Source organism: Terracoccus sp. 273MFTsu3.1 (assembly GCF_000383675.1).
In the GTDB taxonomy this organism is placed as follows: Bacteria; Actinomycetota; Actinomycetes; order Actinomycetales; family Dermatophilaceae; genus Terrabacter.
In genome coordinates this window covers 288,362-313,573 of the sequence record NZ_KB911825.1, presented here as the reverse complement: position 1 = coordinate 313,573, position 25,212 = coordinate 288,362, and the positions used below count along the sequence as shown (strand labels likewise).

Here is a 25,212-nt window from a genome sequence, read left to right as displayed (position 1 = left end):
GGCGCCACGGGCCCGCCTAGGATTGCTCGCCATGAGCCATGTCCTGTCTGCCGTCGCCTGGCCGTACACCAACGGCCCGCGCCACATCGGCCACGTGGCCGGTTTCGGCGTGCCCTCCGACGTCTTCAGCAGGTACATGCGGATGGCCGGACACGACGTCCTCATGGTCTCCGGCACCGACGAGCACGGCACGCCCATTCTCGTCCTCGCCGAGGAGGAGGGGCTGACGCCGCAGGAGCTCGTCGACAAGTACAACGCCGTCATCGCCCAGGACCTCGCCGACCTCGGCCTGTCCTACGACCTCTTCACCCGCACGACGACCCGCAACCACTACGCCGTCGTGCAGGAGATGTTCCGGCAGGTCCACGCCAACGGCTACATGATCGAGCAGACGACGCGCGGCGCGATCAGCCCGTCGACCGGCCGCACCCTGCCCGACCGCTACATCGAGGGCACCTGCCCGATCTGCAGCTTCCCCGAGGCCCGCGGCGACCAGTGCGACAACTGCGGCAACCAGCTCGACGCCGACGAGCTGATCAACCCGCGCAGCAAGATCAACGGCGAGACGCCCGAATTCATCGAGACTCAGCACTTCTTCCTCGACCTGCCGGCTCTCGCGGGTGCGCTCGGCGAGTGGCTCGCGGGCCGGGAGGCGTCGGGCACGTGGCGCCCCAACGTCATCAAGTTCTCCGAGAACCTCCTCAAGGACGTCCGCCCCCGCGCCATGACCCGCGACATCGACTGGGGCATCCCCGTTCCGCTCGAGGGCTGGGAGGACAACCCGAGCAAGCGGCTCTACGTCTGGTTCGACGCCGTCATCGGCTACCTCTCCGCCTCCATCGAGTGGGCCCGCCGGGTCGGTGCGCCCGAGCGCTGGCGCGAGTGGTGGAACGACCCGTCGGCCGTGTCCTACTACTTCCAGGGCAAGGACAACATCACCTTCCACAGCCAGATCTGGCCCGCCGAGCTCCTCGGCTACGCCGGCAAGGGTGACAAGGGTGGCGAGCCGGGGGAGTACGGCGTGCTCAACCTGCCCACCGAGGTCGTGGCCTCGGAGTTCCTCACCCTCGAGGGCAAGCAGTTCTCGACGAGCCGCAAGCACGTCATCTACGTCCAGGACATCGTCGCGCGCTACGGACCCGACCCGATCCGCTACTTCATCTGCGCGGCGGGCCCCGAGAACCAAGACGCAGACTTCTCCTGGGCCGAGTTCGTCCAGCGCAACAACAGCGAGCTCGTCGCCGGCTGGGGCAACCTCGTCAACCGCACGGCGGCGATGATCGCCAAGAGCTTCGGCGAGATCCCGAGGGCGTATGCCGTCGAGCCCGTCGACGAGGAGCTGCTGAGCACCGTGCGGGGTGCTTTCGCGACCGTCGGCGGCTCGCTCGAGCGGCACCGACAGAAGGCCGCCCTCGCCGAGGTCATGCGGGTCGTGGGGGAGGCCAACGCCTACGTCTCGAAGACCGAGCCCTTCAAGCTCAAGGGCGACGACCAGCGCGAGCGTCTCTCCACCGTGCTGCACACGCTGGCCCAGGCCGTCTCAGATATCAATACGCTGATCTCACCCTTCCTGCCCCACGCCGCAAACCGCGTCCATGCCGTCCTCGGCGGCGAGGGCGAGTTCATGCCGATGCCTCGTCTGGAGGTCGTCCCCGACCTCGACGACGACGCCCGGAGCTATCCCGTCATCACCGGCGAGTACTCCGCGACACCTCGGTGGGAGTCGCGCCCCGTCGTCGTCGGGACGCCCGTCGCCAAGCCGTCCGGCGTCTTCGTCAAGCTCGACGCCGAGCAGGTCGTCGAGGACGAGCGCGCTCGCCTCGGCGACAGCGCGCCGGGTGGCACGCGCCACCACACCGACCCGCTCGCGGCGCCGAAGATGAGTGCGCCGAAGGGGGCCGGTCGGGGCGCCGGGAGCGCCACCGGCGCCGAGGCGCCGACCGCATGACCCCGCACGCGTCGGGGCAGCGGGGCCTGCCGGAGACGGCGCCGGACCCGCTGCCCATCGACGTCGTCGACAACCACGTCCACCTCGACATCACGCGCGAGGGCGACGAGCCGTTCGACGTCGCCGACGCGATCAAGGCCGCCCGCGCCGTCGGTGTGACCCGTCTCGTCCAGGTCGGGTGCGACCTCGACGGGATCCGCTTCACCATGGACGCGATCGACACCCATGACGAGCTGGTCGGCGGAATCGCCTTGCACCCCAACGAGGTTCCACGCCTCGCGGCGAACGGTCGGCTCGAGGAGGCGTACGCCGAGGTGGAGCGCTGCGCCGCCCACGACCGCGTCCGCGTCATCGGTGAGACCGGTCTCGACTACTTCCGCACCGGCCCCGAGGGGGTGCCGGTGCAGCAGGACGGCTTCCGCTGGCACATCGACCTCGCGAAGCGGCTCGGCAAGGCCCTGCAGATCCACGACCGCGACGCCCACGCCGACGTGCTCCGGATCCTCGAGGAGGAGGGGGCCCCCGAGCACACCGTGCTCCACTGCTTCTCCGGCGACTTGACGATGGCGCGCGAGTGCGTCGACCGGGGCTACTACCTCAGCTTCGCGGGCACCGTGACCTTCAAGAACGCGCGCGGCCTGCGCGACGCGCTGACCGCGATCCCGCTCGACCGCATCCTCGTCGAGACCGACGCGCCCTACCTCGCCCCGGCCCCGCACCGGGGCGCCACGAACGCCTCGTTCCTCGTGCCCGTGACGGTCCGGGCGATGGCCGCGGTGCTCAACATCGACGTCCCCGCGCTGTGTCGCGCGGTCTCGGAGAACAGCGAACGGGTCTACGGCCCGTGGGGCGCGGAGCGAACCGGGCAAACCGCCTAGCGCACCGCCGAACGTCGCGTCCACCGACACCGGTCTCCGTTACCGAAATTTGACCTTTCCGTGGTGTGTCGGTCACTGTGGACGACTGTTGGCCGGTTGCCACCCCGCATCGACCTCCTTCCGACGACGTGAGGAGGACGGATCGAGAGCGCGTTGCACCCGGGTCGTTCGACGTTCGGAGTGTTTTGATTTCTCGCAACGCCAAGATCCTGGCCGCCGCTGGCGCGGCCGTCGTCCTCACCGGTGGCGCCGTCGGCGCGACCCAGCTCGACAAGGCCGTCAACCTCTCCGTCGACGGCACGGCCAGCTCGGCCCACGTCTTCGGCAGCACGGTCGGCGACGTCCTCGACAGCCAGGGGATCACGGTCAAGCCGGGCGACGTCGTCGTCCCTGCCGCGGACGCCCCCATCAGCGACGGCGACACGATCACCGTCAAGTACGCCCGCCTGCTGACCCTCACGGTCGACGGCAAGACGCGACAGCTGCGCACGACCGAGACCACGGTCGACGGAGCGCTCCTCGCGCTCGGCCTCCGCGGTGAGGGCGCACGTCTGTCCGTCTCGCGCTCGCAGACCATCGGTCGCCAGGGCCTGACCGTCAGCATCGTCACCCCGAAGGCCGTCACGGTCGTCGTCGACGGCAAGACGACGAAGAAGACCCTCGCCGCGGCCACCGTCGGCGAGGCGCTGACGCAGCTCGGCGTCCGGGTCGGCAAGACCGACAAGGTCAACCCGCCCGTCACGACCCGCCTGACCTCGGGTGCCAGGATCGCCGTCCAGCGCGTGCAGACCAAGGACAAGAAGGTCAACGAGTCCATCGCCTTCGGCACGACGAAGAAGAAGACGAGCGACCTCTACGTCGACCAGACCAAGGTCTCGCGTGCCGGTGTCGCCGGCGTGCGCACCGTCACGGTCCGCACCACCGTCGTCGACGGCAAGGTCGTCTCCACCAAGGAGATCTCCTCGAAGGTCACCAAGGCGCCCGTCGACCGCATCCTGCTCGTCGGCTCCAAGGCCCGCCCGGCCGCGGCGCCGCGCACGACGAGCACGGGCAGCACCGGCAGCACCGGTGGCTCGACGTCGGGTGCGGGCATCAACCTGGCCCGCGCCGCCATGTGGGACAGCATCGCCCAGTGCGAGTCGACCGGTAACTGGCACATCAACACCGGCAACGGCTACTACGGAGGCCTGCAGTTCCTCACCTCCACGTGGCTCGCCTACGGCGGTGGCGACTTCGCCTCCCGCGCCGACCTCGCCTCGCGCGAGCAGCAGATCACCGTGGCCAACCGCGTCTACGCCGACAACGGCACGTCTCAGTGGAGCTGTGGCTGAGCCCACCCTCCCCACGTCCGCACGAGGCCCCCGACCGTCACGGTCGGGGGCCTCGTCCGTTCGCCGGCGGGCGCGCGAGCCGGCGCGACCTCGACACCCGCCCGGCGGCATACGCCATCGGGTACGGCCCCATAGGGTGAGCGCATGAGCAAGAAGGACGCGCCGGCCGTCGACGATGCCGCGCTCCTCGGGCCGGCGCAGGTGCGTGAGCTCGCCGAGCGCCTCGAGGTGCGGCCGACGAAGCAGTGGGGCCAGAACTTCGTCGTCGACGCCAACACGGTGCGCAAGATCGTCCGGGTGGCCGGCGTGGGACCGCACGACGTCGTCGTCGAGGTCGGGCCCGGGCTCGGTTCGCTCACCCTGGCGCTGCTCCCGGTCGTCAAGCACGTCACGGCGGTCGAGGTCGACCCGCGGCTCGCCGGCGCGCTCGAGGAGACGGTCCGCTCGCTCCAGCCGGACAACGCCGAGAAGCTGCGCCTCGTCGCGGCCGACGCGCTGACCATCACGAAGCTCCCCGGCCCCGATCCCACCGCGCTCGTCGCCAACCTGCCCTACAACATCTCGGTCCCCGTCGTGCTCTCCTTCCTCCAGCACTTCCCGACGATCGATCGTGTGCTCGTCATGGTGCAGCTCGAGGTCGCCGAGCGACTCGCGGCCAAGCCGGGGAGCAAGATCTACGGCGTCCCGAGCCTCAAGGCCGCGTGGTACGCCGATGTCGAGCTGGCCGGTCGGGTCGGGCGCAACGTCTTCTGGCCTGCGCCCAACGTCGACTCGGGCCTCGTCGCGCTGCGCCGGCGCAAGCCGCCCAAGACGACCGCGAGCCGCGAGGACGTCTTCCGCTGCATCGACGCCGCGTTCCTCCAGCGACGCAAGTCCCTGCGTGGGGCGCTCGCGTCGTGGGCGGGGTCCGCCGACGCTGCCGAGCAGGCGCTCGTCACGGCCGGGGTCGACCCCCGCACCCGCGGCGAGCAGCTCGACATCCTGACCTTCGCGCGCATCGCGGAGGCCCGGCCGGAGGGCGTGGGTCCTGCCGAGCCGCGCGCACGCCGTCGGGGCCATACGTCCTGACGCCGGCGGGTCGGCCCATAGGGTGGGCGCATGACTGTCGCTCCGACCCTGCCCGGCGCGGTGACCGTGCGGGTCCCGGCCAAGGTCAACCTCGAGCTGCGCGTCGGTCCCCGGCGCCCTGACGGCTTCCACGCGCTCGCCACCGTCTACCAGGCGGTCTCGCTGCACGACGAGGTCTCCGTCGCACGCTGGGACGAGTGGCAGGTCGTCGCCGCGGGAGCGTATGCCGACCGCATCCCCACCGACGGCGACAACCTCGCCGTCCGCGCCGCCCGTCTCGTCGCCGACCGCTGGGACGTCGACGAGCGCCTCTCGATCCGCATCGACAAGGACATCCCGGTCGCCGGGGGCATGGCGGGCGGCTCCGCCGACGCCGCCGCGACCCTCGTGGCGTGCGACCAGCTGTGGGGCCTCGGCCTCGACCGCGACGAGCTCGCCGAGCTCGCGGCCACCCTCGGCAGCGACGTGCCGTTCATCCTCTCGGGCGGCAACGCCATGGGCTCGGGCCGCGGGGAGCAGCTAGCGCCGGTGCTGGCGCGCGGCACCTTCCACTGGGTGTTCGCCATCAGCGACACCGGGCTGTCGACCCCGGAGGTGTATGCCGAGTGTGACCGCCTGCGCGAACGTGACGGCGTCGACGTGCCCGAGCCGCAGGTCAGCTCCGAGCTCATGGCCGCCCTGCGCTCGGGTGACCCCGCCCTGCTCGGCGCGGCCCTGCACAACGACCTCGAGCCGGCGGCCTTCTCGCTCCGGCCCCAGCTGCGCGAGCTGCGGGACGCGGGCGTCGAGTTCGGTGCGCTCGGCGGCATCGTGTCGGGCTCGGGCCCGACCATCGCCTTCCTCACCGAGAGCCACGAGGCCTCGCTCGACCTGTCGGTGTCGCTCGCGGCCTCGGACCTTTGCCGCGACCTGCGACGCGCCAAGGGCCCGGTCCACGGCGCCCACGTCGTCACCTCGCCGCGCGGGGACTGAGTCGCGGGGCCCAACAGCGGGCCTCCGGCTCACGGGCGCCGGAGCACTGCGGCGCCCCTGAGCCGGACCGGCGCTGGTGCGCGTGACCGGTGTCGCTGAGCGGGATTCGGTGGGCGCCCCCGCAGGCCGTAGGGTCAGTCAGCGATGGCAAACCTGATCTCCCTCGAGCGCGTGTCGCTCGTCTTCGGCACCTCCCACGTCCTCGACGACGTCAGCCTCGGCATCCTCACGGGCGACCGCATCGGCGTCGTCGGCGTCAACGGCGGCGGCAAGTCGACGCTGCTGCGCGTCATGGCCGGCCTCCAGGAGGCCGACTCGGGCCGCATCACCAAGCAGGGCGGCGCCGACGGCATCCGCATCGGCATGCTCGCCCAGGAGGACGCGCTCGACCCCGAGTGGACGATCCGCGAGGCCGTGCTCGGCGACCTTCCCGAGCACGTCTGGGCCGGCGACCCCCGCATCCGCGACGTCCTGACGGGCCTGCTCGGCGGCATCGAGGCGCAGAACGTCGGTGGCCTCGACAGCCGGGTCGGCCCGAAGTCCGGTGGCGAGCGGCGCCGGCTCGCGCTGGCCCGCCTGCTCGTCTCGGACCCAGAGCTGCTCCTGCTCGACGAGCCGACCAACCACCTCGACGTCGAGGGCGTCGCCTGGCTCGCGGACCACCTCGCGACGAAGCGTCCCCGACCCGGCAACGCGACCGTCGCGATCACCCACGACCGCTGGTTCCTCGACGCCTACGCGACGAACACGTGGGAGGTCGAGGGCGGCAAGGTCAGCGCCTTCGAGGGAGGGTATGCCGCATACGTCCTCGCCAAGGCCGAGCGCGACCGCCTCGCCGGGGTCGTCGCCGACCGGCGCTCCAACCTCATGCGCAAGGAGCTCGCGTGGCTGCGCCGCGGGGCGCCGGCGCGCACGAGCAAGCCGAAGTTCCGCATCGACGCGGCCAACGCCCTCATCGCGGACGAGCCCGCCCCGCGCAACAGCGTCGAGCTCGCGTCGTTCGCGAGCCGACGCCTCGGCAAGGACGTGCTCGACCTCGAGGACGCCACGGTGTCCGTGGGCGAGCCGCCCCACGAGCGCCGCCTCCTCGACCACGTGACGTGGCGCCTGGCGCCGGGGGAGCGCATCGGCATCGTCGGGGTCAACGGTGCCGGCAAGTCGACCCTCCTGCGCGCGCTGACGGGCGAGATCCCGCTCGACGCCGGTCGCCGCAAGATCGGCAAGACCGTCGCCATCGCCCACCTCACGCAGGAGGTGCGCGAGCTCGAACGCTTCGAGCAGTGGCGCGTCATCGAGGCCATCGAGGACGTCAAGCAGTGGACGACGCTCGGGGACAAGGAGATCAGTGCCAGCCAGCTCGCCACGCGCCTCGGCTTCCCGGGCGGCCGCCAGCAGTCACGGGTCGGCGACCTCAGCGGTGGCGAGCGACGCCGGCTCCAGCTGACCCGCCTGCTGCTCACCGAGCCCAACGTGCTCATCCTCGACGAGCCGACCAACGACCTCGACATCGAGACCCTGACCTCGCTCGAGGACGTCCTCGACGGCTGGGCCGGCACCCTCGTCGTCGTCTCGCACGACCGATACCTCCTCGAGCGGGTGGCCGACAAGCAGCTGGCCCTGCTCGGCGACGGCAAGGTGCGCGAGCTGCCGGGCGGTGTCGAGGAGTACCTCCGGTTGCGCACGGCGGACATCGCGGCCCAGGTCGCGCGCGCGGCCGCTCCCTCCGGCCCGAGCGGTGGTGCGACCGCCGCGTCGAGCTCGCCGGACGGCATACCTGCTCAGTCGACGACCGCGAGCCCCGCCGAGGTGCGGGAGGCGCGCAAGTCGATGGCGCGCATCGAGAAGCAGCTCTCGCGGCTGCAGGACCGTGAGGAGCGCCTGCACGGCGACATGGCCGAGAAGGCCACGGATCCCGCGGCCCTCGCCGACCTCAACGCGAAGCTGCAGGCCGTCGTCACCGAGCGCGAGGAGCTCGAGCTCGAGTGGCTCGAGGCCGCGGAGGTCGTCGGCTGACCCCGAGAGCCCGGGGTCGCCGGGCTCTTGAAAGTATCTTGATGTCAAGATACTTTGGGGGCATGGAGATGTTCCTGCACCACGTCCAGGTGTCCGGTCCGGCCGGGTGTGAAGCCGCCATGCGCGACTTCTACGTCGGCGTCCTCGGGATGAGCGAGGTCGACAAGCCCGAGCAGCTGCGCGCCCGGGGCGGTGCGTGGTTCCGGGCCGGCACCGCCGAGGTCCATGTCGGCATCGAGGAGGGCTTCGTCCCGGCGCGCAAGGCCCATCCCGGCATCGCGGTCGGTGACGTCGACGCGCTCGCACGCGCCGTCGGGCAGGCGGGCGCGCCCGTGACGTGGGACGAGAACATCCCGGGCCTGCGCCGCTTCCACACCGTCGACCCCGTCGGCAACCGGCTGGAGTTCCAGCAGGCGCAGCGGTGACCTTGGTGAGGACCTCAGCCGTGCGAGTCGCGACGCGTCTCGCGCCGTTCGAGCGGGGCCAGCATCCGCCGCAGCAGCCCGGCCAGCTGGGTCCGGTCGGTCGCCGACAGCTCCGAGAGCAACGACTTCTCCTGCTCGATGAGGTCGGCCATCGCCGAGTCGACGACGTCGCGACCCGCCGGGGTGAGGCGCACGAGCACGCCGCGCCGGTCACCGGGGTCGGGACGCCGCTCGACGAAGCCGCTGCGCTCGAGACGGTCGACGCGGTTCGTCATCGTCCCCGACGTGACGAGGGTCTGCTGCACCAGCTGGCCGGGCGACAGCTCGTAGGGTTCTCCGGCCCGGCGCAGCGCCGACAGCACGTCGAAAGCCCATCCGTCGAGCAGGTGCTCGGAGAACGCCGAGCCGCGGGCGAGGTCGAGCCGTCGCGCGAGCCGCGACACCCGCGAGAGCACCTCGAGCGGCGACACGTCGAGGTCGGGGCGTTCCCGGCGCCAGGCCGCGACGATCTCGTCGACGTCGTCGGCGGGCCTGCGGTCGGCGCTCATGCCCACAACTGTAGTCGCCGTCAAGACTCTTGACATCGAAAGAAAGCGAGACGACATGACCGAGCCCACCACCCCGCCTGCTGCTGATGGAGTCGAGGCCGCCCCCGACCGTCCGGTCGCCCCGGGCGCCGCTGCTCGCTCGACCGACTCCGCCTGGGACCCGCGGCAGTATGCCGTCTTCGCCGGCCACCGCGGACGCCCCTTCGCCGACCTGCTGGCGCGCGTCGACGCCGACGACCCCACGCTCGTCGTCGACCTGGGCTGCGGGCCCGGAGAGCTGACGCTCGGGCTCGCCCAGCGCTGGCCCGGCGCACGAATCATCGGCGTCGACAGCTCCCCCGAGATGCTCGAGCGCGCCCGGGCCCTCGACACCGACGACCGTGTCGAGTGGGTCGAGGCGAGCGCCGAGGACTGGGACCCCACCGAGTCCGGCGGGCCGGTCGACGTCCTCGTCACGAACGCCACGCTCCAGTGGGTCCCGAGCCACCTGCGTCTCATCCCCGCGTGGCTCGAGAGCCTCGCGCCCGGAGGCACGTTCGCCATGCAGGTCCCCGCGAACTTCGACGCGCCGTCGCACCGGCTCATGCGCGAGGTCGCGGAGCGCCACCCCCGCGCCGCCGACCTGCGCCCGGGACTCGACCGGGCCCAGGCCGTGGCCCGCCCGGAGACGTATGCCGCCCTCCTGCTCGACCGCGCCGCTGACGTCGACGTGTGGCAGACGACCTATCAGCACGTCCTCGGCGGCGAGCCCGGCGGCCCGCACCCGGTGCTCGAGTGGGTGCGCGGCACGGGCCTGCGGCCGGTGCTCGGCGTCCTCGACGGTGAGGAGCGAGACGCCTTCGTCACGGACTACGAGCGCGAGCTCGAGACGGCATACCCGCGTCGTGCCTTCGGCGTGCTCTTCCCCTTCACGCGGACGTTCGCCGTGGCCCGCACCCCGCGCTGACCCGGTCTCGTCTCAGGGTGCTGCGTCGCCGCGCTGCCGCTCCTGCGCGACGACCTCGGCGAGGTCGGCCAGCCGCTGGCGCCCCTGCAACGGTCGGGCCATCCGGTGGTTGCCCTCGAGACGCTCGGCGTTGCGGTCGAGGTAGGCCCAGTAGCCGGCGGTGAAGGGGCAGGCGTCGTCGCCGACACGCTTCCTGGGGTCGTAGCGACAGTCGCCGCAGTAGTCGCTCATCCGGTGGATGTAGGCACCCCCCGAGACGTAGGGCTTCGTCGCCATCGCGCCGCCGTCGGCGTGCTGGCTCATCCCGACGACGTTGGCCGGCATGACCCAGTCGTAGCCGTCGACGAACCGCGTCTGGAACCACTCGGTCAGCGAGTCGGGGTCGTAGCCGCGCTGCGCCGCCCAGTTGCCGAGCACCATGAGGCGGGGGATGTGGTGCACCCAGCCGCGGTCGCGCACGCCCGCCACCGCGTCCTTCAGGCACGCGGCCTCGACGGCGTCGGCGTCGAGGCGGTCGAACCAGTCCGGCAGCGGCGACCGGGCCTGCAGGGCGTTGCGACGGCGGTAGGTGGGTCCGAAGTGCCAGTAGAGGTGCCAGACGTACTCACGCCAGCCGATGACCTGGCGCACGAAGCCCTCGACCGAGGCGAGGGGTGCGTCGCCGTCGCGGTAGGCCTGCACGGCGCGGTCGGCGACCTCGACCGGGTCGAGCAGCCCGAGGTTGAGCGGCACCGACAGGAGGCTGTGCGCCATGGCCCAGTCGCCGCGGAGCATCGCGTCCTCGTGCGGACCGAAGGCGCCGAGCCGGTGCGTGACGAATCGTTCGAGGGCCGCCAGGGCCTCGCGACGGGTCACGGCGAAGAGGCGTGGCCCGTCGACACCCGTGGGCCGGACGTGGCCTTCGCGCGTCCAGCGGTCGAGGTCGTCGCGCACCTCGGCGTCGATGTCGTCCTCGCGCGGCCGGTAGGGCGCGGGCACGTCGAGACGCTCGGCTCCCTTGGGCGGGGGCTCGCGGTTGTCCTCGTCGAACGACCAGCGACCGCCGACGGGCCGGTCGCCCTCGACGAGCAGGTCGAGCCGCTGCCGCTGGAAGCGGTAGAAGTCCTCCATCCGCAGCCGTCGCCGCCCGTCGGCCCACCGGGCGAAGTCCTCGCGCGACAGGCTGTAGCCCGGCGTCGGGTCGACGGACTCGACCATCCCCGAGGCGAGCAGGCGGCGCACGAGGCGCTCGGCGGCATGCGAGGTCGGCTCGAAGACGCGCACCGGCTCGCCCACCTCGAGCAGCGCGTCGGTGTAGGTCTCGGTGCGCAGGAGCGTCGCGGAGTCACCGAGCTCGGCTGCCCGGTGACGCAGCGCCGAGAGCACGAGGTGCAGCTTCTGACGGTGGAACGGTCGCCGCGCCAGCGCCCGACGGCTCTCGACGAGCAGGACGCCCCCACGCCCCACGTCGAAGTGCGGGCCGAGCTGGTCGGCGAAGAGCCAGCGCCTCGTCATCGGGTCGGCGGCGTCGTCGGGGGCACGGCCCCATCATGGCCGAGGCCGGCGACAGCAGGGGGCGCTCACCGGCACGGATGGGCGTCGCATCGCCGGGTAAACCGTGGGTCTCGCCGGGTTAAGGCCAGGGTCTCGTCGACGCCAGCCATCTCGCTCGGGGAGAAAATCTGAGTCAATTTCCGGCATTTCGGCCCATTTCGGGAAACCGTGTCATGAAATGGGTCCCGGCACGTCATACAGATGACGGCACCGCAGGGGTCTCCCGCTTGGTCAGGGGAGGGAGTGGCCCCTACGGGTTGTCTTCGGTGGTGCCGCCAGGTTTCGTCCTTCCGCGTGGTTTCGTGGAGGGGATCATTCGGAAGGACGAAACCTGCCCACCGCGCGCCTCGACGGGGCTCCGACCGAGGTGCTGGCGCAGGGCCCGATCCGGACTGTTTCGTCCTGATCTCGGACGCGCCCGCGCTCCGACTCGACGCCTGCCCCGCCGGTTGGCAGACTGACCCGCACCGGGGCAGGAGAAGGGCGAGAGGGTTGTCGGCAGACGCGACCTTGTGGTCGAGCGAGGCGTGGGCCTTGGCCCCTGACGTGTCCCTCCTCGCCCGGACCCGCGAAGGCTCCGCCGAGGCGTTCGGCGAGCTGTGGCGTCGCCACCTGCCGGCCGCGTATGCCGTCGCGGGACGTCACCGGGCCCGCTCGGCCCCGGAGGACATCGTCGCCGAGGCCGCCGCGCGGGTCCTCGCGCTGATCCGCGCGGGCAAGGGACCCGACGAGCACTTCCGGGCGTACTTCCTCTCCGCCGTGCGGTCCGTCGCCATCGACCAGGGCCGACGCGACCTGCGCGTCGTGCCGACCGAGGCCGACGACCTCGAGGTCCTCGCCGACCCGGTCGACGACCCCTTCGCGGGGCTCGCGACCGACGACGAAGGGCTCGCCCTCGTCCGGGAGGCCTTCGCCGGGCTCTCCGAGCGCGACCAGCGGGTCCTGTGGCACACCACGGTCGAGGGTGCCGCCCCGCGCGCCGTCGCGCCGGCCCTCGGCATGACCGCCAACGCCGTCAGCGTCCGGGCCATGCGGGCCCGTGAGTCGCTGCGTGCGCTCTACCTCGACGCCAGGGCCGAGCGCGGCCTCGCCGCGGCCGACACCGACGAGTGCCGCTGGACCGTGAGCCATCTCGGGGCGCTCATCCGCGGGCGCTTGCCCAAGCGGCAGACCGAACGCGCCGAGGCGCACGTCGCCGAGTGCCCGCACGCCGCAGCCATCGCCGCCGACCTGCGGGTCATCCACGACGGCTTCCCTGCCCTCGTCGTGCCTCTCGCTCTGCTGGCCGGGCTCGGGACGCCGGGCTTCGTCAGCCTGTCCGCGGTCGCCGGCCTCTCCGGCGCAGCGGGCTCGGCGGGTGCGGCGGGGGCTGCGGGTGCGGCTGCTGCGAAGGGCGGGGGAGCTGCCTCGTCCAGCGCCGGGGGGCGTGCGTCCTCATCGTCCTCCTCGTCGTCCGGCACGTCGGTCGACGTCGTCGCACAGGTGGCGAGTCGGGTCACCGGACTCGTCGCGGGGCTCGCGGTGTCCGCGGGCGTCGCCGGCGCGCTGGCCCTGCCCGGCGCCTCGCTGGCGGCGCCATCGGCGACGGCCCCACCGACTCCGACCGTGACGAGCGCCGCGCCCGGGACCGTCGGGGGGTCGGGTGCACGCGCCGTCCCGGGGGCCTCGCCTCGTTCGGTCGTGAAGTCGAGTCCGACCTCTCCGACCGGCCTGCCGACCCGGACCATCAGCGCCTCGGCCATCCCGTCGGCCGTGAGTCGTGCGACGTCCTCCGACGGCGCCGTGGGCGACTCCGGTCAGTCTCCGTCAACGGTCGACGGCACCCCCGTGCCTCGGGGTGTGACTCCCGCGGACAGCCGTGGAGCGCCCCCGGCGCCCGCGACGGGCACGGCCACGGGCCAGCCCGCGACGCCCCCGACGACCACGCCGCCGGCCCCGCCGACGACGAGACCACCGTCGCCCAGCCCGACGCCGCCGGCGCCGAGCACGACGCCCCCGGCACCCCCCGCGCCGCAGCCGGGTGGCGCCGCGCCCACCATCACCGTCCGCCTCGTGTCCGGTCGCGACCCGGCACGGATCTCCGTGCGCGTGCGCTCCCAGGTCGAGGGCTCGATGACGGTACGCATCAGCAACGCGTCCGGCGCGGGCACGCTCTCGGTGCGCAACTCCAGCTGGACGTGCGCCCAGACGAGCGCGGAGGCGGTTCGCTGCACGGGCGAGCGGGGTCAGGCGCTGCTCGAGCAGTCCGGCACCGGCGGGGTCCAGTCCGTCACCGTGCGCGTCACCGACGCCGCAGGCGACACGTGGACCGAGACCCTCCGCCCCACCTGACCGCCCACCCCGTCGAGTGAGCGCCCAACCACACTCGAGTGAGCGCCCAACCACACTCGAGTGAGCGCGCAACCACACTCGAGTGGTGCCGTCGTCCCTTTCGTCACATGGCGGTGGGCGGGGCGCTCACTCGTGTGTGACGGGGCGCTCACTCGAGTTGCGGGGCTCAGCGGTGGGGGACGGTGACGAGCCGCGGCGTGCGGTCGAGGCCCGAGAGACCGTTCCAGGCGAGGTTGACGAGGTGCGCTGCGACCTGGTCCTTCTTGAACTTGCGCCGATCCAGCCACCACTGCCCGGTCAGGGCCACCATCCCGACGAGCATCTGCGCGTGGATCGGTGCGGACCTGGGGTCGAGGCCGCGCTGCTTGAACTCGGCGGCGAGCAGGTGCTCGACCTGGACCGCGACGTCACCGAGGACGCTCGCGAACGATCCGGTCGACTGGCCCGGCGGCGAGTCCCGCACGAGGATGCGGAAGCCCGACGGGTCGCGTTCGATGTAGTCGAGCAGGGCGAGCGTGGCCCGCTCGAGCAGGACCCGCGCCCCTTCCGGCTCCTCGAGCGCCGTGCTGATGCCGCCCATCAGCGCCTGGATCTCTCGGTCCACGACGACGGCGTAGAGGCCCTCCTTGCCGCCGAAGTGCTCGTAGACGACCGGCTTGGAGACGCTCGCCTTGGCGGCGACCTCCTCGACCGTCGTCGCCTCGAAACCCTTGTCGGCGAAGAGCTTGCGGCCGACTGCGATGAGCTGCTCTCGACGTTCCGGACCGGTCATCCGGGCGCGAGGGCGGGAGCGGTCGGCGCGGTTTGAACGGTCGGCGGTCACGCCGCCATTGTGCCTGTCCCGGTCTCGTCGGCCGGGGCGGACGAGACCGGACTCGACTTTCTTGCCGAATCCCGTCATGAAACGGGTCCTCGACACGTCTATGTCATTGGTAGGGAGGAGGCGGTTCGCGCCCGGCGCCGTGTGGGGACACGGTGCAGGCGAGACCGCCGGTGAGGTCGATCTCGACGCGAAAGGGGCGGGCGCGGATCGACCTCACCGTCATGCCCGCCGACAGTTCGGCAAAGAGCCCCACGGGGCGGTCGCCGTGGCGCACACTGGTGAGGCACATCCGGCGAAAGGTGCCGCAGAGTGTCAGCACACACGATGGGACCACGGTCCGACACCATGACCGCCGAAGCCGCGACGGCTGGGGTCGAGGAGTCCGATGTCGTGCTGCTCGCGCGGGCACGCTCGGGCGACGAGGAGGCCTTCGCGGCGCTCTGGCGCAGACACCTGCCCGCCGCCCACGCAGCCGCAACGCCGTACCGCGGCCGCGTGTCCGCCGAGGACCTCGTGGCGGAGGCCTCTGCCCGTCTCTTCCGTCTCCTGAGCGAGGGGAGGGGGCCGTCGTCGAACTTCCGGGCGTACTTCGTGTCGACGGTACGCACCGTCGGCGTCGACGCGATCCGCCGCGAGATGAGCGTCGTCCCGACGTCGACGACGGACCTCGACCTGCTGCCCGGCCCCGACGAAGGACTGTCGGCCCTCAGCGCGCAGGGTGTCGACACGGACCTCGTCCGAGAAGCCTTCCTCCGGTTGAGCGAGGGAGACCGACGGCTGCTCTGGCAGACGATGGTCGAGGGCCATCCGCCGAGGGTGGTCGCTCCCGAGCTCGGTGTCTCGGCCAACGTGGCCAGCGCGCGTGCGAAGCGCGCCCGGGACGAGCTACGGGACCGCTATCTCGACTCCTGGGTGCGGCGCCGGGTGCCGGTCTGCAGCGCCCGCGACTGCCGCTGGACCCTCGACCATCTCAGCGGTCACGTGAGAGGCCGACTCACGGAGCGGCAGCGAGCGCGCGTCGAAGCGCACCTGGCCTGCTGTCCTCGTGAGGCGGGACTCGCCGTGGAGCTGCAGCGCGTCTATGACGGGTTCGGTGCCCTCACCGGTCCTCTCCTCCTCGCGGCCGGAGCGACGATGCTCGCCGGGCTGCCCTCTGGGGCGTTCGCCGCCATGGTCGGGTCGAGCGCGACGGGCGCGACGACAGGTGCGACCGCCGGTGCGACGACGGGTGCGACGGGTGTGACCACGGGCGCGGCCACGGGTGCGACCACGGGTGCGACCACTGGTGCGACCACTGGTGCGACGGCGGGTGCCGGTGCTGCGGGCGGAACGGCAGGCGCGGGTGCCGCGGGCACGAGTGCGGTCGCCTCGGTCGGCGCCGGGTCCACGGTCGGAGGTACGGCTGCAAGCAGCGTCGGTCTCGGCGGCACGCTCACCGCGAGTGGTGCCGGCGCGACGGCATCCGGCGCGGCGGCGGCAGGAGCGGGCATCACCACCGGGGCGACCTCCGTGTCTGCCGCCACCGCCGCCGGTACGGCCGCTGCGGGTACGGCCACGTGCGCGGGCGCAGGCGGCGCGGTCCTCGCGGTCCCCGCTGCGGCAGGCGTGGCCGGGACCACTGCCCTGGTCTCGAGTGCCGCCATCGTCACTCCCGTCGCCGCGTTGACGGGCGGGTCGATCCTGGCGGGGACGGCGATCGGCCCACCCCTCGCCACCGCGATGGCCGGCCTCGTCGTGGGGCTCGGCCTCTCGGTCGCACCGGCGGCAGCGCACGACCTTGGTACGACCACGACGTCGGCGGTCGCCTCGGTCGACGGCGCCACGGCGGTGCCAACCCCTGGCTCAGGGGCCCCGGCCGATTCCGGCACGACGCCGGTCGACGTGCTCCACCTCTCCCTTCTCCCTGCGCCCCCCGACCCCGCGCCGGTCGACCCGGCGCCCGCGGCCCCGGCGCCGTCCGATGCGACGCCCGTCGACCCCGCGCCTGCATCCCCGTCTCCTGTGGACCCGGCACCTGTGGACCCGGCACCTGCTGCTCCGGCACCTGCTGCTCCGGCACCTGCGGACCCGGCACCTGCTCCGGCGCCTGTGGACCCGGCACCGGCCGCTCCGGCACCGCCGGACCCCACGCCAGCCGACCCGTCGCCCGCGCCTGCCGCTCCGGCACCCGACGCTCCGGCACCCGACGCGCCGGCACCGTCCGACGCGACGCCTGCCGACCCGACGCCCGTGGATCCGGCGCCTGTGGCTCCGTCCGACCCGACGCCCGTCGACCCGGTGCCGGTGGACCCGACGCCTGTCGACCCGGCACCTGCCTACCTGGCTCCGTCCGACCCGACGCCCACGGATCCCGTTCCGGCTGAAGGTGATTCGGAATCCTCGACATCGGACCCCGTCTCCGCGCCGGGTGACGGAGATTCGGCGGACCCCGCGTCGACCAGCGCGGCGTCCAGCCCAGCGGCCGAGAACGGCCAGCTGCGTTCCACGGGTCCGGGAGCCGACCAACCAGCGGATCCGCCGGCCGATCCGACATCGGTCGTCGCCGCACCGGCCCAGGGCTCAGACGGTCCTGCGACCGGTGAACCGACGCCGGAGACGCCGACCGGCGAGGCGCACCCGGCAGGTGCATGAGTCCGCGACGGAGCGACCCGGGGTCTGCACTACCCTGTCCACGTCCACGACGATCCCCGGTTGGTCTGCCGGCAGGGCCCGCCTGACTTTGAATCAGGACAAGCGACGCAGGTTCGACTCCTGCCCGGGGAGCAGGGGCCGGTGACGGTCCCGGACGAGCGGCGTCGCCCGACGTGCGTGGGGGTCCGCGGTCGAGCGACGCCTTGGCCGCTCGGCAGGGAGTTGGTGCCAGAGCCAGCCCCGGGTCCGCCAACTTAGGGGGGGACTGACGGGCCCGTACTCCATGGTCGCACGGTTGGCCGAGATCGGCGCCGGTCTGCGTTTTGCACCCGACCACGCCGTGAGCCACACGGCATACGCCGTCGCCCGGGAGGGTCGATGTGAGTGGGGTCACGGCGCGCCCGTGGCCGGGACGGCACCCCCGCTCCCCACGAGTAGCATGGCCGAGGCGCACCCCGGCGCCCGCGTGGGCCGGGGTCGTACGCACCCGAGTGCACCCCGATCCAAAAAGGAGCTGCGCCCTGTGAGCGATCTACGGCCGACCGCCGTGATCGTCCTCGCCGCCGGTGAGGGCACACGCATGAAGTCCACGACCCCCAAGGTCCTCCACACGATCGGGGGCCGCAGTCTCGTGGCCCACGCGATCCGGGCGGCCCGGGGCACGAGCCCGCACCACCTCGCCGTCGTCGTGCGCCACGAGCGCGACCGCGTGGCCGAGCACGTGGCGCAGGTCGACCCGGAGGCCGTCGTCGCCGACCAGGACGACGTCAAGGGGACGGGCCGCGCCGTGGAGTGCGCGCTCGAGGTGCTGCCCGGCGACCTCGCCGGCACGGTCGTCGTCACCTACGGCGACGTGCCCCTGCTGACGAGCGCGACGCTGGAGGGGCTCGTCGCTGCGCACCAGGCGGCCGGCAGCGCCGTCACCGTCATCACGGCGACGCTCGAGGACCCCACGGGCTACGGCCGGGTCATCCGTGACGCGGAGGGCGCGGTCGTCGCGATCGTCGAGCAGAAGGACGCCGACGAGGAGCAGCGCGCCATCCGCGAGGTCAACAGCGGGCTGTATGCCTTCGACGCGGCGGTGCTGCGCGAGGCCCTCTCCGAGGTGGGCACCGACAATGCGCAGGGCGAGAAGTACCTCACCGACGTCATCGCCATCGCCCGCGGCCGCGGTCTCGGGGTGCGCGCGCACCTCGTCGCCGACCTCTGGCAGACCGAGGGTGTCAACGACAAGGTGCAGCTGGCCCGTCTCGGTGCCGAGCTCAACCGCCGCACCGTCGAGCAGGCCATGCGCGACGGCGCGATCGTCATCGACCCGGCGACGACCTGGCTCGACGCCGACGTGACGATCGGGCCCGACACCGTCGTGCGCCCCGGCACGCAGATCCTCGGTGCCAGCACCGTCGGCCGCGACTGCGTCATCGGCCCCGACACGACGCTGACCGACGTCGAGGTCGGTGACGGAGCGAGCGTCGTGCGGACCCAGGCCGAGCTCGCCGAGATCGGGCCCGGCGCCACCGTCGGGCCCTTCTCCTACCTGCGCCCCGGTACGCGACTCGGGGCGAAGGGCAAGATCGGCGGCTTCGTCGAGACGAAGAACGCCGACATCGGCGCGGGCGCCAAGGTGCCGCACCTGACCTACTGCGGCGACGCGACGATCGGCGAGGGCGCCAACATCGGCGCCGGCACGATCTTCGCCAACTACGACGGCGTCACGAAGGGCCACACGAACGTCGGGGCGCACAGCTTCGTCGGCAGCAACTCGGTCATCGTCGCGCCCCGGACGATCGGTGACGGCGCCTACGTCGCCGCGGGATCGGCCGTCGTGAGCGACGTCGACCCGGGCCAGCTGGCCGTGACCCGGGCGCAGCAGCGCAACGTCGACGGCTGGGTGGCCCGACGACGGGCCGGCACGAAGACCGACGAGGCGGCCCGCGCCGCGCAGGAGCGGTCCACCGTCGCGCAGACACCCGAGCAGAACCCCGCGCAGACCTCCGAGACGAAGGACGCCCAGCGATGAGCGGCATCAACAAGACGACCGAGAAGCACCTCATGGTCTTCTCCGGCCGGGCCCACCCGCAGCTCGCGCAGGAGGTCGCGGCGGCGCTCGGCACCGACCTCGTCCCGACGTCGGCCTACGACTTCGCCAACGGCGAGATCTACGTCCGCTACGAGGAGTCCGTCCGCGGTTCCGACGCCTTCGTCATCCAGAGCCACACCGCTCCGATCAACGAGTGGATCATGGAGCAGCTCATCATGATCGACGCGCTGAAGCGGGCATCCGCCAAGCGCATCACCGTCGTCCTGCCCTTCTACGGCTACGCCCGCCAGGACAAGAAGCACCGTGGCCGCGAGCCGATCTCGGCCCGGCTCATGGCCGACCTGTTCAAGACGGCCGGCGCCGACCGGCTCATGGCGATCGACCTGCACACCGCGCAGATCCAGGGCTTCTTCGACGGCCCCGTCGACCACCTCATGGCGATGCCGATCCTCGCCGACTACGTCGGCAGGAAGTACGGCCACCTCGACCTCGCCGTCGTCTCGCCCGACGCCGGGCGCATCAAGGTCGCCGAGGACTGGAGCTCGCGCCTAGGTGGTGCTCCGCTCGCCTTCATCCACAAGACCCGCGACATCAACCGGCCCAACGAGGTCGTCGCCAACCGTGTCGTCGGTGAGATCAAGGGCCGCGTCTGTGTGCTCGTCGACGACATGATCGACACGGCGGGCACCATCACCAAGGCCGCCGACGCGCTCATGGACCAGGGTGCCGCCGGGGTCATCATCGCCGCGACGCACGCGATCCTCTCGGGCCCGGCCGTCGACCGCCTCAAGGCCTGCAAGGTCGAGGAGGTCATCGTGACCAACACGCTCCCGATCCCCGACGACCGCCGCTTCGACAAGCTCGAGGTCCTCTCGATCGCACCGCTCGTCTCGATGGCGATCCGGGAGGTCTTCGAGGACGGCTCGGTGACGAGCCTCTTCGACGGCAAGGCCTGAGGGGCCACCACACGACGAGGGCGTATGCCGCCGGGACCCACCCGGCGGCATACGCCCTCCGTGCGTGGTGGGCTCGTCAGGCGTGCGCGGCTCGGCGAGCGCGGTAGGCGGCGGTGTGGGCGCGTGCCGCGCAGCCGCCCTCGCAGAAGCGTCGCGAGCGGTTGCGCGAGAGGTCGACGACCACGTCGTCGCAGTCGGCGGCCTCGCAGACGCGCAACCGGGCGAGCTCGCCGGCGCGGACGACGTCGATGACCGCGATCGCGGCCTCGACGGCCATCCGCCGGGGGAGCGGGGCGTCGGACGGGGTGGCGTGGACGTGCCACCCCACGTCGTCGTGGTCGACGAGCTGGGGGACGGCGCGAGCCTCGGCGAGGAGCTCGTTGACGAGGGCCACGACGCCGGCCTCGTCCTCGACCCAGAAGCCGCGCAGCCGGGGCCGCAGCGCCCGGACCGCCGCGAGCTCCGCCGCGTCGCGGTCGAAGCGGCCGGTCCACCCTTGGTCGCGGTAGAGCGACTCGAGCTCCTCGAGGGAGGTCAGGCGGTCGGGGTCACCGTCACCGGGGACCGAGCCCGGCATCGTGTTGACGAGGGCCGCGGCGGCGGCGAGCGCGACATCGGTGTCATGGGTGAAAAGCATGTTGACTCCTGACGGACGAGATCGCTACTGTCATGAGTGTAATCAATTTCGGTGCTGACATGATGCTCGGACGCGAGCATGTCGGCGGGAGCGGCGAGGAACTGTCATGGCGGAGCGGGTCGTGGTCGGAGAGCCTGCGGTGGGCGATGCCCTGGAGAGCGCCGGTACCGGAGGGGTCGCGGTGCCGCCGTCGCGGCCGGTCCGCCACCCGCTCGTCGGCCTCGGGGTCGCCCTGGCGTCGGCCGCGGCCTTCGCGACGTCCGGTGCCTTCGGCAAGTCGCTGCTCGTCGGTGGCTGGTCGCCCGGTGCGGTCGTGACGATGCGCATCACCCTGGCCGCCCTCGTGCTCCTCGGCCCCGCCCTGTGGTCGCTGCGCGGCCGGTGGGCGGCGCTGCGCCGCAACGGCTGGGTCGTCGTCGGCTACGGCCTCACCGGTGTCGCCGGCTGCCAGCTCGCGTACTTCAACGCCGTGACCCACCTGTCGGTCGGGGTGGCCCTGCTGCTCGAGTACCTCGCGCCGGTGCTCATCGTCGGCTGGCTCTGGCTGCGCCACCGGCAGACCCCCCGCCGCCTCACGATCGCCGGGGTGGCGCTCGCCGTGGCCGGGCTGCTCCTCGTCCTCGACGTCGTCGGTGGTGGGGCGAGCGTCAGCGTCGTCGGGGTGCTCTGGGGCCTCGGTGCTGCCGTCTGCCTCGTGCTCTACTTCCTCCTCGCCGACCACGTCGACGACGATGTGCCGCCGCTCGCCCTCGCCGGCGGTGGCCTCGTCGTCGGTGCGGCGTCGCTCGGCCTGGCAGGGCTCGTCGGTGTGCTCGACATGTCACGGGGTGCGGCCCGCGTGCCGCTCGGCGGCGTCGTCGTCGACTGGTGGGTGCCGGTCCTCGTCATCGCGATCGTCGCCGCCGCCTTCGCCTACGTCACCGGCATCGCGGCCGTGCGGATGCTCGGCCCCAAGGTGGCCTCCTTCGTGGCCCTGACCGAGGTGCTCTTCGCGGTGCTCTTCGCATGGCTCGTCCTGGCCGAGCTGCCGACCCCGGTCCAGCTCGTCGGCGGACTGCTCATCGTCGCCGGCCTCGTGGCGGTCCGCGCGGACGAGTCCCGCGGCCCGGGCCTCGTGGTCGACGAGCCCGTCACCGGACCGGCCGCGCGGCCCTAGCCGCCGGCCCGCACACCCCGCTCGGCCCGGCGCGCCGGGTCCGCCGGTGCGCCCTAGAGTGACCGGCATGCAGTGGCGTCGCGGCGTGGTGTGCGTGTTGGGGATGCTCGCCCTGGTCGGCGGCGCTGCCTGCACCTCGCCGTCCCCGACCACCCAACAGCCTCCGGCCGTGGCCGCGCTGACGTCCGACCCGGGAGCGACGGCGTCCGTGGCGTCGCCACCGACTGGCGCCCTGCGACCGCCCGGCACCGCCGGTGCTCCCGCGCCCTCGCCCCGTGTGCACCTGACCGCGGCCGGTGACTACGCCGCGAACGTCGCGACGACCGGAGGCGTGCTGCGCGCCCTGGCGCTCTCCGGCTCCGAGGCGCACCTGGCCCTCGGCGACCTCTCCTACGGGTCGCCGGGCGGGGAGAGCGCGTGGTGCTCCTTCGTGACCTCGCGCGTCGGCACGTCGTTCCCGTTCGAGCTGCTCTCCGGCAACCACGAGAGCAACGGCACCAACGGCTCCATCGACCGCTTCGCGAGCTGCCTGCCCAACCGCCTCGGTGGGGCCGTCGGGGACTATGCCCGCCAGTACTACGTCGACCTGCCGCGCTCGAGCCCGCTCGTCCGCGTGGTGCTCGTCTCGCCGGGGCTCACCTTCCCCGACGGCACGTGGAGCTATGCGGCGGGGTCGGCCCGCTACGCGTGGACCGCAGCGGCCATCGACGGAGCGCGGCGGGTCGGCATCCGCTGGGTCGTCGTGGCCATGCACGAACCGTGCCTCTCGATGGGCCGCTACGGCTGCTCGAGCGGATCCGACCTCCAGCACCTGCTCGTCTCCGAGCGCGTCGACCTCGTGCTGTCCGGCCACGAGCACCTCTACCAGCGCACGAAGCAGCTGCGCGAGGGCACGGGGTGTGCGCGGATCACCGTCGGGTCCTACTCACCGGCCTGCGTCGCCGATGCCGACACCTCCATGGTCGCCGGAGCGGGCACCGTCTTCGCCACGGTCGGGACCGGTGGTGTGGCGCTGCGTCAGGTCGCGGCGACCGACCCGGAGCGCGGCTACTTCGCCGCCTCCTCGGGCGTCGGTACCAACCCGACCTACGGCTTCGCCGACCTGCGCGTCACACCTGACGAGCTGCGCTTCTCCTTCGTGCGCGGCGCCGGGGGCAGCTTCACGGACTCGTGGGTGCTCCGGCGTGCGCCGTCCCCGTGACCCACGGACGTCCGGACGTCCGTGGGCCGCGGATTTCACCGCCCGGGCGTCCGTCCCGTAAGATCGAGCAGTTGCCTCGGCGAGGGACGGTGCACGGCTGCCACGGCAGGGCGTGACGAGGTCCGTGATCGACGCGGTGGCCTGACGTGGAGCACTTCATGGTCGGGTTCGCCTCTGCGTGCGGCCCTGAACGACCGTCCCGCTCCGTCACTGCCGATAACCGCGCGTCGTCCCGCGTCGAGGCCGACCACAGAGACCGCCTCACCCGAGATACCCAGGAGACCCCCGTGTCCGACAACACCAAGCTCGTCGCCGAGAAGCGCACCGACTTCGGCAAGGGCGCCGCCCGCAAGATCCGCCGCGCAGGCAACATCCCCGCCGTCATGTACGGCCACGGCACCGAGCCCGTGCACATCTCGCTGCCGGGCCACGACACGATGATGGCCCTCAAGCAGGCCAACGCCCTGCTGACGATCGTCGTCGACGGCAAGGAGCAGCTCGCCCTCGCCAAGGACGTCCAGCGCGACGCCATCAAGCCGGTCATCGACCACGTCGACCTCGTCGTCGTCCGCAAGGGCGAGAAGGTCACCGTCGACGTCGCCGTGCACCTCGAGGGCGAGGCCGCTCCCGAGACCGTCGTCACGCTCGACCACAACACGCTCCAGGTCGAGGCGCTCGCCACGAACATCCCCGAGAACGTCGTCGTCTCCGTCGAGGGCCTCGAGGCCGGCACGCAGATCCTCGCCGGCGCCGTCGAGCTGCCCGAGGGTGCGACGCTCGTCACCGACGAGGAGGCGCTCGTCGTCAACGTGACGCAGGCCATCTCCGCCGAGGCCCTCGAGGCCGAGCTCGCCGAGGCCGAGGCCGAGGCCGGCATCGAGCGCGAGGAGTCCGACGAGGAGGCCGCCGAGGCCGCCGAGGGCGAGTCCGCCGAGGGCGACGACGCCAAGGGCGAGGGCGACGAGGCCTGAGCCTCCGCTCCCTTCCGTGGCGCCGCGCGCCACACCACGCGTCCACGGGTCCCGCCCGAGCTCCGGCTCGGCGGGGCCCGTGCCCGCACCGTCAGCACGACCGCTCCTGACCCGTGGGCGCCTCGCCCACCCACCCACCACCCACCGATCGAGGACCGCATGGACACCTGGCTCGTCGTCGGACTCGGCAACCCCGGGCCCGGATACGCCGGCAACCGGCACAACGTCGGTGCCATGACGATCGACGAGGTCGCCGGTCGGGCAGCGGGTGGTCGGGCCACGTTCAAGGCGCACAAGGCCGCCCGGGCCCGCGTCGCCGAGGCGCGACTGCGGGTCGGCGGCCCCAAGGTGGTCCTCGCCGTCCCGTCGATGTTCATGAACGAGTCGGGGTCGGCCGTCGCGGGTCTCGCGAAGTACTACGACGTGCCCGTCGACCGCATCGTCGTGCTCCACGACGAGCTCGACATCGACGCGGGCCTCGTCCGGCTCAAGCAGGGTGGCGGCGAGGGCGGCCACAACGGCCTGCGCTCCATCTCGCGGTCGCTCGGCACCCGTGACTACCTTCGCGTCCGCCTCGGCATCGGGCGCCCGCCCGGCCGTCAGGACCCGGCCGACTTCGTGCTCAAGGACTTCTCCAAGGCCGAGCGCGCCGAGGTGCTGCCGTTCCTCGTCGACGAGGGGGCCGACGCCGTCGAGGCGCTCATCGAGGTCGGGCTGCTCGACGCCCAGCAGCGCTTCCACGCACCGCGCTGACGGCCCGTCACCGTCGGGCCCTCAGGCCCGTCGACCTCCGTCGAGCCGGC

At 72.6% G+C, this 25,212-nt stretch carries 20 protein-coding genes and 1 tRNA gene; 17 read left to right on the top strand and 4 right to left on the bottom strand.

Annotated features, from left to right (window positions below; genetic code table 11):
- Positions 1–31 precede the first annotated feature (31 nt).
- From metG to H283_RS0118185, 7 genes are all read left to right on the top strand, one after another.
- A complete protein-coding gene (gene metG, locus H283_RS0118215; RefSeq protein WP_020144964.1) occupies positions 32–1,948 on the top strand; it encodes a methionine--tRNA ligase in 1,917 nt (638 codons plus the stop codon).
- Positions 1,945–2,826, top strand: coding sequence for a TatD family hydrolase (locus H283_RS0118210; RefSeq protein WP_020144963.1), 882 nt, complete (start codon positions 1,945–1,947; stop codon positions 2,824–2,826). The genes metG and H283_RS0118210 overlap by 4 nt, the downstream gene beginning before the upstream one ends.
- A 185-nt stretch (positions 2,827–3,011) precedes the next feature.
- Positions 3,012–4,157: a resuscitation-promoting factor gene (locus tag H283_RS0118205; RefSeq protein ID WP_020144962.1), complete on the top strand. Its 1,146-nt coding sequence runs from the start codon at positions 3,012–3,014 to the stop codon at positions 4,155–4,157.
- Positions 4,158–4,301: 144 nt separating this feature from the next.
- Positions 4,302–5,225, top strand: coding sequence for a 16S rRNA (adenine(1518)-N(6)/adenine(1519)-N(6))-dimethyltransferase RsmA (gene rsmA / locus H283_RS25700; protein ID WP_020144961.1), 924 nt, complete (start codon positions 4,302–4,304; stop codon positions 5,223–5,225).
- 30 nt (positions 5,226–5,255) lie between these two features.
- Positions 5,256–6,197: a 4-(cytidine 5'-diphospho)-2-C-methyl-D-erythritol kinase gene (locus H283_RS0118195; RefSeq protein WP_028785715.1), complete on the top strand. Its 942-nt coding sequence runs from the start codon at positions 5,256–5,258 to the stop codon at positions 6,195–6,197.
- Positions 6,198–6,341: 144 nt separating this feature from the next.
- A complete protein-coding gene (locus H283_RS0118190; protein ID WP_020144959.1) occupies positions 6,342–8,210 on the top strand; it encodes an ABC-F family ATP-binding cassette domain-containing protein in 1,869 nt (622 codons plus the stop codon).
- 62 nt (positions 8,211–8,272) lie between these two features.
- Positions 8,273–8,635, top strand: coding sequence for a VOC family protein (locus tag H283_RS0118185; protein ID WP_020144958.1), 363 nt, complete (start codon positions 8,273–8,275; stop codon positions 8,633–8,635).
- Between the two features lie 14 nt (positions 8,636–8,649).
- Here the strand turns inward: H283_RS0118185 and H283_RS0118180 are convergent, their stop codons facing one another.
- Positions 8,650–9,183 carry a MarR family winged helix-turn-helix transcriptional regulator gene (locus tag H283_RS0118180; protein ID WP_028785714.1) on the bottom strand — a complete coding sequence of 178 codons (534 nt, stop codon included), beginning with the start codon at positions 9,181–9,183 and terminating at the stop codon, positions 8,650–8,652.
- A gap of 55 nt (positions 9,184–9,238) precedes the next feature.
- Between H283_RS0118180 and H283_RS0118175 the strand changes: the two genes are divergently transcribed.
- Complete coding sequence (locus H283_RS0118175) at positions 9,239–10,129, top strand: methyltransferase domain-containing protein (RefSeq protein ID WP_020144956.1); 891 nt, start codon at positions 9,239–9,241, stop codon at positions 10,127–10,129.
- A gap of 12 nt (positions 10,130–10,141) precedes the next feature.
- Here the strand turns inward: H283_RS0118175 and H283_RS0118170 are convergent, their stop codons facing one another.
- Positions 10,142–11,623: a cryptochrome/photolyase family protein gene (locus H283_RS0118170; protein ID WP_020144955.1), complete on the bottom strand. Its 1,482-nt coding sequence runs from the start codon at positions 11,621–11,623 to the stop codon at positions 10,142–10,144.
- 573 nt (positions 11,624–12,196) lie between these two features.
- Here H283_RS0118170 and H283_RS0118165 point away from each other — a divergent pair.
- Positions 12,197–13,993, top strand: a complete 1,797-nt coding sequence (locus tag H283_RS0118165; protein WP_196806018.1) for a sigma-70 family RNA polymerase sigma factor — start codon at positions 12,197–12,199, stop codon at positions 13,991–13,993.
- Between the two features lie 166 nt (positions 13,994–14,159).
- Here the strand turns inward: H283_RS0118165 and H283_RS0118160 are convergent, their stop codons facing one another.
- Positions 14,160–14,765, bottom strand: coding sequence for a TetR/AcrR family transcriptional regulator (locus H283_RS0118160; protein ID WP_020144953.1), 606 nt, complete (start codon positions 14,763–14,765; stop codon positions 14,160–14,162).
- A gap of 396 nt (positions 14,766–15,161) precedes the next feature.
- Between H283_RS0118160 and H283_RS26875 the strand changes: the two genes are divergently transcribed.
- From H283_RS26875 to H283_RS0118135, 4 genes are all read left to right on the top strand, one after another.
- A complete protein-coding gene (locus H283_RS26875) occupies positions 15,162–17,447 on the top strand; it encodes a sigma-70 family RNA polymerase sigma factor (RefSeq protein ID WP_020144951.1) in 2,286 nt (761 codons plus the stop codon).
- A 53-nt stretch (positions 17,448–17,500) separates the two neighbouring features.
- Positions 17,501–17,579: transfer RNA gene (locus tag H283_RS0118145), tRNA-Gln, on the top strand.
- Positions 17,580–17,970: 391 nt separating this feature from the next.
- Positions 17,971–19,467 (top strand): bifunctional UDP-N-acetylglucosamine diphosphorylase/glucosamine-1-phosphate N-acetyltransferase GlmU, encoded by a 1,497-nt coding sequence (gene glmU / locus H283_RS0118140; protein ID WP_028785712.1) that lies wholly within the window; start codon positions 17,971–17,973, stop codon positions 19,465–19,467.
- Entirely contained in the window at positions 19,464–20,444 is a 981-nt protein-coding gene (locus tag H283_RS0118135; protein WP_020144949.1) for a ribose-phosphate diphosphokinase, read from the top strand. Before glmU ends, H283_RS0118135 begins: the two co-directional genes overlap by 4 nt.
- Before the next feature lie 76 nt (positions 20,445–20,520).
- Here the strand turns inward: H283_RS0118135 and H283_RS0118130 are convergent, their stop codons facing one another.
- Complete coding sequence (locus H283_RS0118130; protein ID WP_020144948.1) at positions 20,521–21,081, bottom strand: ABATE domain-containing protein; 561 nt, start codon at positions 21,079–21,081, stop codon at positions 20,521–20,523.
- A gap of 139 nt (positions 21,082–21,220) precedes the next feature.
- Between H283_RS0118130 and H283_RS0118125 the strand changes: the two genes are divergently transcribed.
- The 4 genes from H283_RS0118125 to pth all read left to right on the top strand — a co-directional run bounded on the left by H283_RS0118125 (position 21,221) and on the right by pth (position 25,162).
- Positions 21,221–22,237, top strand: coding sequence for a DMT family transporter (locus tag H283_RS0118125; RefSeq protein WP_231372320.1), 1,017 nt, complete (start codon positions 21,221–21,223; stop codon positions 22,235–22,237).
- 67 nt (positions 22,238–22,304) lie between these two features.
- Positions 22,305–23,438 (top strand): metallophosphoesterase, encoded by a 1,134-nt coding sequence (locus H283_RS0118115; protein WP_043650105.1) that lies wholly within the window; start codon positions 22,305–22,307, stop codon positions 23,436–23,438.
- Positions 23,439–23,725: 287 nt separating this feature from the next.
- Positions 23,726–24,409, top strand: a complete 684-nt coding sequence (locus H283_RS0118110; RefSeq protein ID WP_020144945.1) for a 50S ribosomal protein L25/general stress protein Ctc — start codon at positions 23,726–23,728, stop codon at positions 24,407–24,409.
- 159 nt (positions 24,410–24,568) lie between these two features.
- A complete protein-coding gene (gene pth / locus H283_RS0118105; RefSeq protein ID WP_020144944.1) occupies positions 24,569–25,162 on the top strand; it encodes an aminoacyl-tRNA hydrolase in 594 nt (197 codons plus the stop codon).
- Positions 25,163–25,212 lie beyond the last annotated feature (50 nt).

What these genes read in the sequence shown, in the direction of transcription:
- H283_RS0118190 (WP_020144959.1), top strand. Translation starts at nt 6,342, where the DNA reads ATGGCAAACCTGATCTCCCTCGAGCGCGTGTCGCTCGTCTTCGGCACC.
- H283_RS0118180 (WP_028785714.1), bottom strand. Translation starts at nt 9,183, where the DNA reads ATGAGCGCCGACCGCAGGCCCGCCGACGACGTCGACGAGATCGTCGCG.
- H283_RS0118195 (WP_028785715.1), top strand. Translation starts at nt 5,256, where the DNA reads ATGACTGTCGCTCCGACCCTGCCCGGCGCGGTGACCGTGCGGGTCCCG.
- H283_RS0118115 (WP_043650105.1), top strand. Translation starts at nt 22,305, where the DNA reads ATGCAGTGGCGTCGCGGCGTGGTGTGCGTGTTGGGGATGCTCGCCCTG.
- H283_RS0118135 (WP_020144949.1), top strand. Translation starts at nt 19,464, where the DNA reads ATGAGCGGCATCAACAAGACGACCGAGAAGCACCTCATGGTCTTCTCC.
- rsmA (WP_020144961.1), top strand. Translation starts at nt 4,302, where the DNA reads ATGAGCAAGAAGGACGCGCCGGCCGTCGACGATGCCGCGCTCCTCGGG.
- H283_RS0118160 (WP_020144953.1), bottom strand. Translation starts at nt 14,765, where the DNA reads ATGACCGGTCCGGAACGTCGAGAGCAGCTCATCGCAGTCGGCCGCAAG.
- pth (WP_020144944.1), top strand. Translation starts at nt 24,569, where the DNA reads ATGGACACCTGGCTCGTCGTCGGACTCGGCAACCCCGGGCCCGGATAC.
- H283_RS0118130 (WP_020144948.1), bottom strand. Translation starts at nt 21,081, where the DNA reads ATGCTTTTCACCCATGACACCGATGTCGCGCTCGCCGCCGCCGCGGCC.
- H283_RS0118185 (WP_020144958.1), top strand. Translation starts at nt 8,273, where the DNA reads ATGGAGATGTTCCTGCACCACGTCCAGGTGTCCGGTCCGGCCGGGTGT.
- H283_RS0118175 (WP_020144956.1), top strand. Translation starts at nt 9,239, where the DNA reads ATGACCGAGCCCACCACCCCGCCTGCTGCTGATGGAGTCGAGGCCGCC.
- H283_RS0118210 (WP_020144963.1), top strand. Translation starts at nt 1,945, where the DNA reads ATGACCCCGCACGCGTCGGGGCAGCGGGGCCTGCCGGAGACGGCGCCG.
- metG (WP_020144964.1), top strand. Translation starts at nt 32, where the DNA reads ATGAGCCATGTCCTGTCTGCCGTCGCCTGGCCGTACACCAACGGCCCG.
- H283_RS0118170 (WP_020144955.1), bottom strand. Translation starts at nt 11,623, where the DNA reads ATGACGAGGCGCTGGCTCTTCGCCGACCAGCTCGGCCCGCACTTCGAC.
- H283_RS26875 (WP_020144951.1), top strand. Translation starts at nt 15,162, where the DNA reads ATGACCGCCGAAGCCGCGACGGCTGGGGTCGAGGAGTCCGATGTCGTG.